Source organism: Bradyrhizobium sp. AZCC 1719, from assembly GCF_036924525.1.
Classification (GTDB): Bacteria; Pseudomonadota; Alphaproteobacteria; order Rhizobiales; family Xanthobacteraceae; genus Bradyrhizobium.
In genome coordinates, this window is the sequence record NZ_JAZHRU010000001.1 from 1233838 (window position 1) to 1248185 (window position 14348).

Annotated in this window: 20 protein-coding genes; 10 read left to right on the plus strand and 10 right to left on the minus strand. The window is 63.3% G+C overall.

The genetic code is table 11. The features are described from left to right. Positions 1-70 precede the first annotated feature (70 nt). The 7 genes from map (at position 71) to V1292_RS05980 (ending at position 5037) form a co-directional block, all read left to right on the plus strand. Positions 71-895 (plus strand): type I methionyl aminopeptidase, encoded by an 825-nt coding sequence (gene map, locus V1292_RS05950; RefSeq protein ID WP_334371009.1) that lies wholly within the window; start codon positions 71-73, stop codon positions 893-895. A gap of 261 nt (positions 896-1156) precedes the next feature. Beyond that, positions 1157-2116, plus strand: a complete 960-nt coding sequence (locus V1292_RS05955; RefSeq protein ID WP_334371011.1) for an MBL fold metallo-hydrolase — start codon at positions 1157-1159, stop codon at positions 2114-2116. Between the two features lie 108 nt (positions 2117-2224). Beyond that, entirely contained in the window at positions 2225-2938 is a 714-nt protein-coding gene (gene radC, locus V1292_RS05960) for a RadC family protein (RefSeq protein WP_334371013.1), read from the plus strand. A gap of 117 nt (positions 2939-3055) precedes the next feature. Next, a complete protein-coding gene (locus V1292_RS05965) occupies positions 3056-3223 on the plus strand; it encodes a hypothetical protein (RefSeq protein ID WP_334371015.1) in 168 nt (55 codons plus the stop codon). A gap of 18 nt (positions 3224-3241) precedes the next feature. After that, the gene (locus V1292_RS05970; RefSeq protein WP_334371017.1) at positions 3242-3370 is read left to right on the plus strand and encodes a JAB domain-containing protein; all 129 of its coding nucleotides are present in this window, start codon (positions 3242-3244) and stop codon (positions 3368-3370) included. A 66-nt stretch (positions 3371-3436) separates the two neighbouring features. Beyond that, positions 3437-4354, plus strand: a complete 918-nt coding sequence (locus tag V1292_RS05975) for an aldo/keto reductase (protein ID WP_334371019.1) — start codon at positions 3437-3439, stop codon at positions 4352-4354. Then, a complete protein-coding gene (locus V1292_RS05980) occupies positions 4354-5037 on the plus strand; it encodes a DUF6064 family protein (RefSeq protein WP_334371021.1) in 684 nt (227 codons plus the stop codon). Before V1292_RS05975 ends, V1292_RS05980 begins: the two co-directional genes overlap by 1 nt. Positions 5038-5048: 11 nt before the next feature. Here the strand turns inward: V1292_RS05980 and V1292_RS05985 are convergent, their stop codons facing one another. Further along, positions 5049-5543 carry a DUF3237 domain-containing protein gene (locus V1292_RS05985; RefSeq protein WP_334371023.1) on the minus strand — a complete coding sequence of 165 codons (495 nt, stop codon included), beginning with the start codon at positions 5541-5543 and terminating at the stop codon, positions 5049-5051. A 28-nt stretch (positions 5544-5571) separates the two neighbouring features. Further along, complete coding sequence (locus tag V1292_RS05990; protein ID WP_334371024.1) at positions 5572-6042, minus strand: ester cyclase; 471 nt, start codon at positions 6040-6042, stop codon at positions 5572-5574. A 117-nt stretch (positions 6043-6159) separates the two neighbouring features. On the opposite strand from V1292_RS05990, the gene V1292_RS05995 reads away from it, so the two are divergent. Then, a complete protein-coding gene (locus V1292_RS05995) occupies positions 6160-6768 on the plus strand; it encodes a TetR/AcrR family transcriptional regulator (RefSeq protein ID WP_334371025.1) in 609 nt (202 codons plus the stop codon). A 12-nt stretch (positions 6769-6780) separates the two neighbouring features. On the opposite strand, the gene V1292_RS06000 is transcribed toward V1292_RS05995, so the two are convergent. Then, positions 6781-7158 (minus strand): hypothetical protein, encoded by a 378-nt coding sequence (locus V1292_RS06000; protein ID WP_334371027.1) that lies wholly within the window; start codon positions 7156-7158, stop codon positions 6781-6783. Between V1292_RS06000 and V1292_RS06005 the strand changes: the two genes are divergently transcribed. After that, the gene (locus V1292_RS06005) at positions 7127-7648 is read left to right on the plus strand and encodes a putative quinol monooxygenase (RefSeq protein ID WP_334371028.1); all 522 of its coding nucleotides are present in this window, start codon (positions 7127-7129) and stop codon (positions 7646-7648) included. The two genes, V1292_RS06000 and V1292_RS06005, sit on opposite strands and share 32 nt — an antisense overlap. 2 nt (positions 7649-7650) lie before the next feature. Here V1292_RS06005 and V1292_RS06010 read toward each other — a convergent pair whose 3' ends face one another. Beyond that, on the minus strand, positions 7651-8928 hold the full coding sequence (locus V1292_RS06010; protein WP_334371030.1) for an RNA polymerase sigma factor: 1278 nt from the start codon (positions 8926-8928) through the stop codon (positions 7651-7653). A gap of 31 nt (positions 8929-8959) precedes the next feature. Then, entirely contained in the window at positions 8960-9358 is a 399-nt protein-coding gene (locus tag V1292_RS06015) for a YciI family protein (protein WP_334371032.1), read from the minus strand. A gap of 251 nt (positions 9359-9609) precedes the next feature. Between V1292_RS06015 and V1292_RS06020 the strand changes: the two genes are divergently transcribed. Next, complete coding sequence (locus tag V1292_RS06020) at positions 9610-9777, plus strand: hypothetical protein (RefSeq protein WP_334371034.1); 168 nt, start codon at positions 9610-9612, stop codon at positions 9775-9777. A 149-nt stretch (positions 9778-9926) separates the two neighbouring features. Here the strand turns inward: V1292_RS06020 and V1292_RS06025 are convergent, their stop codons facing one another. From V1292_RS06025 to V1292_RS06045, 5 genes are all read right to left on the minus strand, one after another. Further along, complete coding sequence (locus tag V1292_RS06025; RefSeq protein WP_334371035.1) at positions 9927-10811, minus strand: universal stress protein; 885 nt, start codon at positions 10809-10811, stop codon at positions 9927-9929. A gap of 248 nt (positions 10812-11059) precedes the next feature. Continuing rightward, complete coding sequence (locus tag V1292_RS06030; RefSeq protein WP_334371036.1) at positions 11060-11761, minus strand: AprI/Inh family metalloprotease inhibitor; 702 nt, start codon at positions 11759-11761, stop codon at positions 11060-11062. Next, on the minus strand, positions 11761-12750 hold the full coding sequence (locus V1292_RS06035) for a 2-hydroxyacid dehydrogenase (protein WP_334371038.1): 990 nt from the start codon (positions 12748-12750) through the stop codon (positions 11761-11763). Before V1292_RS06035 ends, V1292_RS06030 begins: the two co-directional genes overlap by 1 nt. Then, positions 12750-13538 carry an ABC transporter permease gene (locus V1292_RS06040; protein ID WP_334371040.1) on the minus strand — a complete coding sequence of 263 codons (789 nt, stop codon included), beginning with the start codon at positions 13536-13538 and terminating at the stop codon, positions 12750-12752. Before V1292_RS06040 ends, V1292_RS06035 begins: the two co-directional genes overlap by 1 nt. Continuing rightward, on the minus strand, positions 13535-14347 hold the full coding sequence (locus V1292_RS06045; RefSeq protein WP_334371042.1) for an ABC transporter ATP-binding protein: 813 nt from the start codon (positions 14345-14347) through the stop codon (positions 13535-13537). The genes V1292_RS06040 and V1292_RS06045 overlap by 4 nt, the downstream gene beginning before the upstream one ends. Between the last annotated feature and the right edge of the window lies 1 nt (position 14348).

Sequence of the window (14348 nt, forward strand, 5' to 3'; positions counted from 1 at the left end):
TGACCGGTTGGATCATTAAATTAGGCATTCAAAATCAGCCCTTTTTCCGTTCCAGAAGTATGACCCGCCCATGAGCTATATCGAAGCCACCGACACCTCCTTGCGAAAAACCGGCCAGATCAAGCTGCATGGCGCCAGCGGCTTCGCCGGCATGCGCAAGGCCGGCGCGCTGGTGGCCAAATGCCTCGACGAGCTCGCCGACGTCGTCAAGGCGGGCGTTCCGACGTCGCGGATCGACGAATTCGTCCGCGACTTCGCCTTCAGCCATGGCGCCTATCCGGCGACGCTGATGTATCGCGGTTACCGCTACTCGACCTGCACCTCGATCAATCACGTGGTCTGCCACGGCATGCCGGGCGACCGCGCGCTGAAGGAAGGCGATATCGTCAACATCGATGTTACCTTCATCGTCGACGGCTGGTACGGCGATTCCAGCCGCATGTATGTGATCGACCCGATCGCGCGCAAGGCCGAGCGGCTGATCGAGGTCACCTATGAGGCCATGATGCGCGGCATCGCCGCGGTGAAGCCCGGCGCCACCACCGGCGACATCGGCCATGCCATCCAGAGTTTTGTCGAGCCGCAGGGCATGAGCGTGGTGCGCGATTTCTGCGGCCATGGCCTTGGGCGCATGTTCCACGACGAGCCCAACATCATCCATATCGGCCGGCCCGGTGAAGGCGTGATGCTCAAGCCCGGCATGTTCTTCACCATCGAGCCGATGATCAATCTCGGCAAGCCGCATGTAAAAATCCTGTCCGACGGCTGGACCGCGGTGACGCGTGACCGCTCGCTCTCGGCGCAATTCGAACATTCGGTCGGCGTGACCGCGACCGGCGTCGAGATCTTCACGCTGTCAGAGCGCAACGGCGAGAAGCCGCTGGCCGCGGCCTAAGTTCCGCTTCGGCCCAACCCGCTACATCGAACGCAGTCGGCTCAACTTTTTGGTTGCATGCACGACGCGACTGCTTGAACGAGGCTGCCAAAGCGGCCTGTTGCAAGTCGTTCTCAATACGACATCGCCTTCCTGCCGCCAGTCAACTAATCCCAATTTTTGCGGAATAGGCCGGGTGCGCCGGTGTAGGACACGGCACGGGGCGCCTTCCGGCAGCGAGAGCCTGTGGCAGGTTGGGGATCAACCAAGGGAGCAAGCGCAATGTTCGAGATTTCACGTCGCGATCTGGTCCTCGGGAGCACGGGGGCAGCACTGGTTTTCGGCCTCAAGGGACCGGTTTCTTTCATCGGGGCGGCACATGCGCAGCGCGCCGCCGACAGCCTCAAATACAAGGTCGGCGAGATCGAGGCCTTCAGCCTGCATGACGGCAGTGTCGAGCGCGCCGCCACCGAGGGAATGATCAAGAACGCCTCGCTTGACGACATCAAGAAGGCGCTGACGGCTGCCGGCATCAACCCGGACAAGTTCGACAATCCCTTCACTGTCACCGCGATCCGGACTGGCGGCAAGGTCGTGCTGTTCGACACCGGTTTTGGCGGCAATGGCCCTGCGACAGTGGGCAAGCTCGCCGACAACATGAAGGCGGCCGGCCTTGATCCGGCGACGGTTTCAACGGTCGTGATCTCGCATTTCCATCCCGACCACATTTCCGGGCTGTGGGTGAAAGAAACCAACGCGCAGGTTTTCCCGAATGCGGAAATCCTGATGCCCGAGGTGGAGTACAAGTTCTGGACCGATCCGGCGCTGGTCGAGAAGATGCCCGAGAACATGCGGCCCCTCGTCAAGCGAATCCAGGCAACTTTCCCGACCTGGAAGAACATCAAGCAGTACAATGACGGAGCCGACCTCGCGCCCGGCGTCAAGGCGATTGCCACGCCCGGCCACACCGTCGGCCACATGTCGTTCCTGGTCGCTTCGGGCGGGCAGCAGTTGTTCATCCAGAGCGACGTCACCGGCATGCACCAATTGTTCGTGCGCAATCCCGGCTGGTTCTCGTCCTTCGACGCCGACGGGCCGAAGGCGGAAGCCACGCGGCGCGCGTTCTTCGACCGCGTCATCGCCGAAAAGGGCATGATCGCCGGCTATCACTTCGGCTTCCCGAATGTCGGCACGCTGACAAAGGACGGCAACGGCTACGCATTCGCGGCCGTGAAGGCCTGATCGCAGGTAAGAAGCCAAGGCGCCGCGCTATGTGTGCGGCGCCTTTTCTTCAGATGCTGTCGCACTTTAGAGTTGCAAAAGCTCGCAGGCACGGCATGGTTACGGCCGATGCCTGCCAAGACCAGCAATCCCCCGGATCAATCCACAGAGACGCCGCACTATCACGGCCATCGCGAACGCCTGCGCGAGCGCTTCTATGCGGCCGGGCCGGAGGCGCTGAGCGACTACGAGCTGCTGGAGATGGCGCTCTTCCCTGCCCGGCCCCGGCGCGACACCAAGCCACTGGCGAAAGCGCTGTTGAAGAAATTCGGCTCGTTTGCCGAGGTCATTCACGCGCCGGTGGCACGCCTGCGCGAGGTCGACGGAATCGGCGAGGCCTCGATCAACCAGATCAAGCTGCTCGCCGCGGCGGCGAGCCGGGTCGCGAAGGGCGAGATCAAGCGCAAGATTGCGCTCTCGTCCTGGAACGACGTGATCGAGTATTGCCGGAGCGGCATGGCGTTTGCCGACAAGGAGCAGTTTCGCCTGCTGTTCCTTGACAAGCGCAATCAACTGATCGCCGACGAGGTGCAGCAGACCGGCACCGTCGACCACACCCCGGTCTATCCGCGCGAGGTGATCAAGCGCGCGCTCGAACTATCGGCGACCGCGCTGATCCTCGTGCACAACCACCCTTCCGGCGATCCGACGCCGTCGCAGGCCGATATCCAGATGACCAAAGCGATCGTCGAGATCGCAAAGCCGCTCGGCATTTCCGTTCACGACCACATCATCGTCGGCAAGAACGGGCATACGAGCCTGAAGGGGATGCGGCTGATCTAGCTAGTCGCCTGCATTTACCATTTATTAACTCTCCGCTTCGCGCTTTGGTAGATGCGTGAGAGAGTGGTTCATCGGATGAGAGGGGATAGCTCATTCTCGATTGAGAGGGGATCGATGATGAATCAGCTAGCAGAGCGGATGAGAGGCGCGGCTCTTTCGATGAGCCCGGAGCACCTGGTCGACAAACTTCTGGACTTGCTTGAGGAACTGAGGGGCGCGCTGGCGCTTGCGGAAATCGACGGATTGGCCCGCAACGAGGCGCGAACCAGGATGCTGTACGATTGATCTGGCGACCATAGCGCGATGGCACGGTCGAACCACACAAAGGGCCGCCTCAAATGGGGCGGCCTTTTACTCGGCATCTCCGTGCACGACCACATCATCGTGGGCAGGAACGGTCACGCAAGTTTGAGGGGACTGAAGCTGATCTAATGCTGTTTAGCTGAGGATGGCGCGCGCCGCATATTGGATCCGTGCGCCGCGATGATGGAGCCTCGGATGCAGACGACACGCCGAACGTTCCTGCAAACATCCCTTGCAACAGCCGCTGCCGCGCTCTTGCCAACCTCTCTGCGTGCCCAACAAGGCCAGCCCGCGCGCCGTCCTATTCCCTCGAGCCGCGAGGAGATGCCGATCGTCGGACTGGGGACCTGGATCACCTTCAATGTCGGTAACGATCCGGTGCTCAGGGACGAATGCGCAAACGTCATGGCCGCCTTCTTCGAGGCGGGCGGCCGCATGATCGATTCCTCTCCCATGTACGGCTCGTCGCAACCGGTGGTCGGCTACGGCCTTCAAAAGCTCGGGCGGCCTCAAGCGCTATTCTCGGCCGAAAAGGTCTGGACGTCCTCGGCGACGGCAGGTCCAGCCCAGATCGAGCAATCGCGTCGCTTCTGGGGCGTGCCGAAGTTCGACCTCGTTCAGGTTCACAACCTGCTCGCCTGGAAGGCGCATCTGCAGACGCTGCTCCAGATGAAAGCCGCCGGTACGCTGCGTTACGTCGGAATCACCACGTCCGAAGGCCGCCGTCATGATCTTGTCGAACAGATCATGCGAAACGAGCCGATCGATTTCGTGCAGTTGTCCTACAACGTCGTCGATCGCGAGGCGGAGGCTCGGCTGCTGCCGCTGGCAGCAGAGCGCGGGATTGCGGTGATTGTGAATCGGCCGTTCCGGCAGGGCGAACTGACCAACCGCCTCAAGAATAAGCCGCTGCCGGAGTGGGCGGCCGAACTCGGGGTGTCGAGCTGGGCGCAGCTCATGCTGAAGTTCATCCTGTCTCACCCGGCCGTCACCGTCGCAATTCCGGCGACCACGCGCGTCGACCACGTGCGGGAAAACCTCTCGGCCGCCGCCGGACCGATGCCGGACCTCGCCACGCGGCAGCGCATCTCGGCTCACGTGCAGGCGCTTTGATGTCGGAGTGGTGGACCTATCGCGCGGAGGATTTCCTGCTGTTTTCGCCGCGCGTCTACTGGCGCATGTTCGAAACGCACAATGCGGCGCTCTGGCCTCTGCACGTCGTGACGCTTTCCGCCGGCCTGCTCGTCATCCTGCTCAAAGCGTGGCGGCCGGGAGTCTTTGCACGTTGGATCGCACTCATCCTGGCGATCCTCTGGATCTTCGTCGGGTGGTCCTTCCTGTGGAACCGCTACGCAACCGTCAACTGGGCTGCCGTCTATATCGCGCCGGCTTTCGCCATCGAAGCTGGGCTGCTCCTCATCCTATCTCTGCGCGATGACCTTGCCTTCGACCGCCGCGGACCAGTCGCGTGGACAGGATATATCCTCCTTGCCTTCGGGATTGCCGGACAGCCATTGCTTGCGCCGCTACAGGGACGTGGCTGGGCCTCGTCCGAGGTCTTTGGCATCGCACCGGATCCGACGGCGATCGCGACGCTCGGCGTTCTGCTCCTCGCCCGCGGCAGGCTTGTACCATTGCTGCTGCCGATCCCCGTGCTCTGGTGCCTTCTGAGCGGCATAACGCTGCGGACGATGGGAGAGCCGCAGGCCTGGGCTCCTTATGCCGCCGTGGCGCTTATCGTTATAGCCTGGATCTGGACGATCATCCGCCAGCGCGGATCGGCTCCGGCTGCGTGAATGCGCATCCGTCAGACGATCTGCGAAACATTGTAGGCGATGCCGCCCTCGACCAGGTATCCCGACCCGACGCAGACGATGTCGTTCATCCAGGCATATTGTTCCGCGCCGGTTTCGAACAGCGGGTTGGTGCGAAAGTAGTAGCGCGACGGGTCAACCTGATATCGTTTCTCGGGATCAGCCATTTCTGACCGCAATTCGGGCGGCGTGATCCAGCGTCCGCCATAGGTCATGTGCACCAGCGCGCCGTCATGCGTGCGTAGCGTCAGGCGAACGTCGAGCGACATCGCGCCATCGGCTCGAAACAGCGCCCAGTCGCCGCCGCCGGGCACCACCTCGCCGCGCAGCTTTGGGCCTTCGAAGGTGCCGCCGGCCGCGCCGAACAGGATGCGGCGGCCGAGCGGACCGTCGCCGATATTCAATTTCGGATTGAGATCGACGACGATGTCGAACAATGGCGCCGTCCTGATCGCGGCGACCGGTTTGACGCGTGGATCTACTGTCATCATCTGGGTCCTGATTCGCGGGCGGAAGTCATTCGGCGGCAAGCTGCCGGACGCCGGCGTCACCAAATATCCTGCGGCGTACCGCGTCGGTTGAGACGCCGGACTGCGCGCAGAGTTCGGCAAGGTCGAAGAAGAATCGCTCGTGGACGATCCGGTCGTCCCTGAACGCAAACTGGATGAATACCGGGAGGTCTGCGCGTCGGCCGTTCGGCACCACGCCGAAGCGATCGCCGGTCAGTGTCATCTGCACGCGGCCCCAGCAGACCAGCGTATCGTCATTGGCGGCGTGGCCCTGCAGGATGACATTGTAATCGGGGAACGAAGCGAAGAAGCGGCCCAGCACCTTCTCGTTCTCGGCAAGACCCCGGGCGGTGGTTCCGAAGGCCGGGTTTTCCAGCACCATGTCGTCGTGGAGAACCTTTAGCGCCGCCGGCACGTCCTGGCGGCTCTTTGCGACCGCCAGGGCCTGCGCCAGTTCGAACATTCGATCGCTGTTCATGACCCTTCCTCCCATAGCTCCTGCGGGCTCACCCCAAACTCATACCATATGTTTTTTACATACCGTATGTATGTTATATGTTGATAGGATCCTAAGCGTCAAGTGGTATGCCGGGGCATGCAGGAAGCTGGACGCGAACGAACCCGCCGCGAGGAATACACGGAAGCCACGAGGCAGGCGCTGCTGGCGGCCGGCCGGGACATTTTTGCGAGCGAGGGCTACCAGGCGGCGGGAATCGAGGCGATCTCGCGCGCGGCGCGCGTGACGCGGGGCGCCTTCTATCACCACTTCGAGGACAAGAAGGCGCTGTTCGACGCCGTGGTCGTCGCGCTGCAGATCGAGGCCGCGGCCCGGATCGAAGCGCGAGCGAAGATGGAGCGCAAGATATGGGACCGCCTGACCGAAGGCATCGAAGCCTATCTCGACGCCTGCCTCGAACCGGCCTATGCGCGCGTCGTCATCCAGGAAGCACCGGCCGTGCTCGGCAATGCCCGCTACCGGGAGATCGAGGAAGCCCATCCGATGGCCCTGCTCACCGCGACGCTTGCCGCGCTAAAACGCCAGGGCGAGCTCGATTTCGAAGATATCGAGCTCCTGAGCCGCATGGTCGACGCGATGATCTGCGAGGTGGCGCTGTTGCTGCCGGGGGCGGAGAATCCGAAAAGGCTCCGCGCCCGCGGGCAAAAGATCATTGGCAGCCTGCTCGGCGCCTTCCGCACCGCTTGAGCGCAAGCGCGCTCACGGCGCGACCCATCGCTGCACCGCCTCGGCGGTGTCGGCCGGCGTGGTGTTGAAGCAGATGCGCGTCTGCGGCGCGGCGAGGTGAACCAGATTGATGATCCGCTCGAACAAGTGCAGCCGCTCTCGCGGCTCGCGCAGCCCGGCCCCGATCACCACGCAGTCGTAATGCTTGGCGCCCAGCGCTGCGGCAGCGACGGCTTCGGCGGTATCGCCGAGATCGATCAGGCAGCTATCGGCCTCATAACCGATCGCGCGAAGCTGCTCGATCTGAGCTCCAACATAGCTCGTCATCAGTTCGGCCGTGAGCCCCGGGAAGGCGCTAAAGTCGACGAAGGAAGGCTCGATGCCGATGGCGAGCACAGTCTTTTTGGCCATGCGGCTGCTCCAGGCAAAACTATCTCCGGGGAAACGCGCGCATCGCCGAGCTGGTTCCGGCTTCGACATTGACATCATCATTCGACACACAACGAAGCATTCTTGTCGCAAGATCAGCCATTGTGATCCGCATCGCCGCTCCAACGAGCACGTGCTGGATGTTTCACAGGAGAACGCCATGGCTGTCACAAGCAACGCTAACCAGAACCTGGTCGTCACTGCATTCTGGGAAGTCAATTCGGGCGAGGAAGCCACCGTCGCGGAGCTTCTGAAAGATTTCCTCCCGCAGGCGCAGCGTGAGCCCGGCGTGAAGGCATTCCAGATTCACCAGAACATCGCAAAGCCGCGAGAATTCTTCTTTTACGAGGTATTTTCAGGCGAGGCGGCCTTTGCCGAGCATCAGCAGACCGACCACTTCAAGAACATCATTCTCGGGCAGGCGATTCCGAAACTCGCCAAACGCGAGCGGTCGCAGTTCCGGTTCATCTGAAGTCAGGACGGCTTCGGCGCGCCACGGCTCGTCTCAGTGGCCCGCCGCCGCAACAATTCGCGTTCGCGCTTGTTGGTCGCAAGCGTTGATGCGAGCTCGAACGCAGCGCGGGCTTCTGCAACGCGGCCGAGTTTGTGCAGCAGATTGCCGCGGACGCTTGGGAAGAGGTGATAGGTCTTCAGCGCGGGCTCGCCGGCCAATCCGTCCACGATCGCAAGCGCAGCCGCCGGCCCTTCGGCCATGCCGACCGCCACGGCGCGGTTGAGCTCGATGATCGGCGAACGCACCAGCGCGCCCAATTTGGCGTAGAGCTCGGCGATGCGCGGCCACTCCGTTTCATCAGGTGTAACGGCCCTGGCGTGACAGGCGACGATCGCGGCCTGCAGTGCATAGAATCCGCGCCCGCCGCCGAGTTCGCAGGCTCGCGTCAGCGCCAGCAACCCCCGGCGGATCTGAAGCCGGTCCCACAGCGCGCGGTTCTGGTCCATCAGGAGAATCGGATCGCCGGATGCGTCGGTGCGCGCCGCGGTGCGCGAAGCATTCAACTCCATCAGCGCGAGCAGGCCGTGGGCTTCAGCTTCCTGTGGCGCGACCAGCGTCAGCACGCGGCCCATGCGCAGCGCGTCGTTGCAGAGCTGCGGCCGCAGCCATTCGTCGCCGCGGGCGGCCGTATAGCCTTCGTTGAAGATGAGATAGACGACTTCCAGCACCGAGGCGAGCCGTTCCGAAAGCTGCTCGCCGCGTGGCGTTTCGTAGGCTAGTCCGGATTCGGACAGCGTCCGCTTCGCCCGCACGATGCGCTGGGCGATGGTCGCTTCCGGCTGCAGGAAGGCGCGCGCGATCTCTTCCGTGGTCAGACCGCAGATCATCCGGAGCGCCAGCGCCGCGCGCGCCTCGCGCGACAGCCTCGGATGGCAGGCGGTGAAGATCAGCCGCAGCAGTTCGTCACCAATATCGTCGTCGAGTGCGGCGTCCGGGTCCGGCATCAACAGTTGCTCCTGCTCGAGGTCGCGCGTCAGCATCTCATGCTTACGCGCGAGCATGCTGCGGCGGCGCAGATGATCCAGCGCACGGCGCTTGGCCAGAGCCATCAGCCAGGCCCCGGGCTTCTCCGGCACGCCGCTGACGGGCCAATGCTCCAGCGCCGCGACCAGGGCTTCCTGGGTCAAATCCTCCGCCAGCGGCACGTCGCGCAGCATTCGCGACAGCCCCGTGATCAGGCGCGGCTGTTCGATGCGCCAAACCGCCAGGATGGTGCGATTGACGTCGGCGGCCGTCATCGCCGCCGACCGCCTTTGCCGAACGTGCGCATCAGGCGTGAGCGCGAATGCCGGCCTCGCAGGCGCCATCCACGCCAGGCGTCGCCAGCACGCGAACTTCGCAGGTGCCTTCCCAGCCCGGCATATGCTCGAGGTGCAGTTGCATGAACTCCCTCGCGGCGGCCACGGCCTCTTCCATGTCGCGGAACTCGAAGATCGCGTAGCCGCCGATCATCTCCTTGCTTTCGACGAACGGCCCGTCGGTTACGCTGAGCTTGCCGTCCGTGATCCTGACTTGCGCGCCGGCCATGGCGATCGGCATCAGGCCGCCCATATCGATCATGCGACCGGCCTTGATCTCGCGCTCGGCGAGCTTGCCCATCGCTTCCATCAGTGCAGGCGTCGGGGCTTTGTCTGGCTGGGGCGAGGTAACGATAGACATGAAGCGCATCGAAGAACTCCCGTTGAGGCGAGCCGCGGCGACGATCGCCGGCAAAACTGTCTCGCTATGGGAGACGACGAACGGGACGGCGCCGGATCGACAGGGGGCCTGAATTAATTTTGCCCGGCTTCCCGCGGATCGGCCGGCCCATTCGGTTGCGCCGGGGGATATCGGCCCTGTAGGTTTCCTGCATTGTTGCGATCGGGAGCAAGTATGAAACCGCGCCCATTTCGGCCCGGCATCCCGGGTTTCTGTCCATCATGGCGACGATCTTCATTTTCGTCACCGCGCCAGCCGGTGCCGCCACCATCGTGGCGCTCGGCACCAGCAACACCTATGGCAAGGGGGTCGCGCGCGGTCAGGCATACCCCGCACAGCTTGAGGCGATATTGCGGGCCGAAGGGGCCAACGTCTGCCATAAGTGCTGAACTCGGGAGACCCAATTCGCTGGGGAGGAGGGTGATGCGTTTGGCAGCGTCGGTGCGTCAATCGCACGGCCCCCCAACCCGCCGTCGGCGAGTGAGGCTATAGCGTTGGCGTCGGCGGCAACCAGAGCTGGGATTGCGCTCTGACGAGGCTAATGCGCCAGGAGAACGGGGCGCGCCGAAGCGTTCTTAAGGATGTGGCGCGTGGCCCCGCCCAGAAACATCTCGCGCAGGCGGCTATGGGAATAGGCGCCCATGACCAGCAGGCCGGCTTCATGCTCTGCCCCCGCCGCGAGGAGCGTATCGCCCACCGAGCGCAATTCCGGTGCAACCACCTGCGCGGTCGCAGCGATGCCATGACAACGCAAATAGGCAAGCACCTCCGCCTGCGAGGCTTGGCGATTGCTGGCGTCCCGATCAACGCTTATGACCTGCACTGATTTGGCGAGTTGCATGAACGGTATGGAAGCCGAGACCGCGTGCCAGCATTCCGGGCTCTCGTCCCAGGCGATCATCACGCTGTCGGTCAGATCACTCTGCGGGCGAGCCGGCGCCAGCAGCACGGGGCGACGGGTCTGCAGCAGCGATTGCTCGGCAATGGCCCTGAGCGATTCCATAACGGTGGCGCTTGCGGCGACCATTAGATCGAAGGCAGCGGCCCGTTGCGCCGCGATTTCCACATACGATCCCTCGGCTTCGCGCCAGGATGCTGCGAGCGGGCTGCCGGGCTCGTCATTCGCCGATAGCATCGGGATGCCGACTACCGCGCAGGCCTGCGCGAAAACCTCACGCGCTTCCCGCGCAGTTCGCTCCCGTTCTTCGGCGTGCCAGTTTATCGATGCGGCGGTCACCGTTCGTCCCATTTCGGTGACACTTAGGCCGCCACGCGTGACAGCGCTACGCGTGTCCGGCGGCTCACTGATGAACAGAGCCTGGACGTGAGCCCCCAACGCCTTCGCGGCCGACAGGGCCGTTTCAATTTGACCGGTGTGACTGGCTGAGCCGGGAAGTGGAACCAGGATTCGCTTGATACTCATGAGAGCCTCCTGCGATGCCGCCGTTGCGACGACAGACGGCAGATGTGTGTTGAGCCGAAAGCGAAATCGCGCAACACTGCCCCATTTAGAACTCCCGGAATCACCCCAAAGTTCCGGAGACCAGCAGGTGCCGGTTGCCGACTTTGGTCGCCGATGTCCGGTGGGGGTCACGAGCGGTAATGCTCGTAACCGATCAGAAGCTTTCCGCTTGACCGTCAGAAGCCGACATGGCCCTTACGAGTACGCCCCTACTGCCCACGCACCATGATCAGCGGATTGGCGGTATCGGGCACCTTCCGCCACTGCGCATTGTCGTCGGCCTCGAACTGCCAGGTTTCGCCGGACTTTGACAGCAGGATCATCTGCCCACGCTCCAGCCGCCACTCCGTCGGCGCGAAAGTGGCGACCGCCGGATCGCATTTCGGCTTCAGGAACACCTGGAAATTATCCCCGGTCGCCTCGGTGTTGGTCAGGGTCAGGCCGCAGACCGTCTGCCCATTGCCGCGAACCATCGACCAGTCGCCGATCATCTGGTCCATCGACTTGGCGAGCGAGCGGGCGGCGGCGAGGTTCTGCAGGATGTAGACGCCCTCGCCGGTCCGCAGGCCCTCGAAAATGCCGCTCTCGACTTCGGTGAAGTCGATCACCGGCTGGCCTGCCGCATCCTGCAGCCGCACGATGTCCAGCCCCTTGATATTCCAGGCCGTGATGTCCTTGGTGAACGGCAACGCCTTGGCGCAACCGGGCTCAAGCTCGAGATTGAGCCCTTGCGGGGTCGCATCGCCCTTCATCGTGATGACGCACGTCTTGCTGCGCTCGGTCGTCGCAAGCTCCCACTGCCCGACCATTTCCTTTTTCAGGGCCGAGGCATCCTGCGCCGCCACCTGCGGCGCAAGCGCGAGCAGCGCCGTCAGCGCCGCTGCCGTAATGCCTGAACGCCCAAGCAACATCAGCGTCCCTTCACCGGGGTCTCCGGAACAGGCGTCAAGGGCGCCTTGCCGGCAAACCAGTTTTTCAGGTTGTCGACGACCAGTTGATCCATGGCGTTCCGCGTTACCACCGAAGCTGAGCCGATATGTGGCAACAGCACGACATTTTGCATGGCCTTCAGCTCGTCCGGCACGTTCGGCTCGTTGGCAAAGACGTCGAGCCCGGCGGCGAGGATGGTGCCGGATTTCAGCGCCGCGACCAGCGCCGGCTCGTCGACGACGGAGCCGCGCGCGACGTTGATCAAAACGCCGCGCGGACCAAGCGCCTGCAACACGTCGGCATTGATCATCTTGGCGGTCGAGGCGCCGCCGGGGACGATGACGATCAGCGTATCGACCGCCTTCGCCATCTCCATCAGGTCGGGATAATGCTGGTAGGACACGGCCGACGACGGATTGCGCGAATGATAGCAAACCGGGACGCGCGAGGCCTCGAGCCGGCGGCCGATCGCCTGTCCGATGCGGCCCATGCCGACGATGCCGATCTTGCGGTCGCGCAGCGAACCGGCGCTCAAGGGATAGTTCTGGGTCTGCCACTGGCCAGCGCGCAGATAGCGGTCGGCCTTGACGAATTCGCGCAAGGTCGCGATCAGAAGTCCCATCGCGACGTCGGCGACTTCTTCCGTCAGCACGTCGGGCGTATTGGTGACGACGATATTGTGCTCACGCGCATAGGCCGAGTCGACGTGGTCGTAGCCGACGCCGAAGCTCGCGATGATTTCGAGCTTCGGGAATTGCGACAGCGCCTTCGCGTCCGCCGGCACCATGTGATAGGTGACCGCCATGCCGCGGATTTTTGCGACCGTATCTGATGTCAACCGCTCGAGGTCGGCGCGGCTCTCCGCCATATGCAGGACGTACTGATCCGGAAAGCCGTTTTCCAGGATCGGCCTGACAGGTCCGTAGATCAACAGATCGATCTTTTCGGACGAAATATTCGCGGCAGCCATCAATTTTCCTTTCCAAGCGCGCTCTCATGCCAGCGCCGTAGTACCAGATGCGAAACTAGCGCCAGCAGCCCATAGATGACAATCCCGGCCACCGACAGCAACAACAACGCCGCGAACATTCGGGGAATGTTGAGGCGATAACCGGACTCGGCGATCCGGAAGGCAAGGCCGGAGCCGGCGCCTGCCGTGCCCGCGGCGATTTCGGCGACCACGGCGCCGATCAACGACAGGCCGCCCGCAATCCGCAACCCACCGAGGATGAACGGCAGGGCCGCCGGCAATTTCAGGTACCGCAACGTCTGAAGCCGTGACGCGCCATAGAGCTGAAAAAGCCCGGCCAGATTGCGATCCACCGAATTCAGCCCGAGCGTGGTGTTGGACAGAACCGGAAAGAAGCCCACGATCCAGGCGCAGACAATGACCGCGGTCTGCTGCGGCAGATAGATCAGCAATAACGGCGCAATTGCGATCACCGGCGTGACCTGCAGGATCACCGCATAGGGAAACAGCGAATATTCCAGCCATTTCGACTGGTTGAACACCAGCGCCAGCGCGACGCCGCCGACGGCTGCGGCGATGAAACCTTCCAGCGTGGTGAGCAAGGTGACGCCCAGCGATTCCGACAGCACCGACCAGTCGCTGACGAGCGTCTGAAAAACCGTTGTCGGGCTCGGCAGCACATAGGGCTGGATGTCGTTGACGCGGACGACGAATTCCCACAACGCCAGGCCCGCTGCGAGCACGACAATGGGAAGCAGCATGCGGCCGATGTTCTGCAGGGAACTCATGCGCTACGCTGCCCGGAATAGGAAGGCGCCAGCGCATTCGAGACCTCGCGGCAATAGCCGGCATAGTCGGCCGAGGTGCGAAACTCCTCCCCGCGCGGCTCCTGCGTCGCGATGCGAAACTCAGCACGGACGCGCCCCGGACGCGCCGTCATCACGATCACCCGCTGCGACAGATAGACCGACTCGAATACCGAGTGGGTGACGAAAATGACGGTCTTGTGCAGCTTGCGCCACAGCGCCAGCAGGTCGTTGTTGAGCCGAAAACGCGTGATCTCGTCGAGCGCCGCGAACGGCTCGTCCAGCAGCAGAATATCCGGATCGGTGACCAGCGCCCGCGCCAGCGAGACCCGCATCTTCATGCCGCCCGACAATTCGCGGGGATATGCACCGGCGAATTCGGCAAGGCCGACCTGCGCCAGCGCCTCCTCGATGCGCCGATCGGCTTCGGCCGCCGCCGCATGCGCAAGCTTCAGCGGCAGGCAAACGTTGTCGCGAACGCTCGCCCACGGCATTAGCGTGGGCTCCTGAAACACAAAACCGATGGGATGCCGCCCATCCGCCTTGTTGGCGCGATGGGAAACGCTCACGGCGCCCGCACTTGGCGCGCCGAGCCCCGCGATCAACCGCAGCGCGGTGGATTTTCCGCAGCCGGAAGGCCCGAGCAGCGAGACGAAGTCGCCCTTTGCGACATCAAGGTCGAGCGGCCCGAGTGCGGTCACGCCATTGTCATAGGTCTTGCTTACCGCGCGCAGACGCACTGCAAGGCCCGCCGCATCGCTATCCGTCTCCGACAAAGCGGGCCCAGCCATC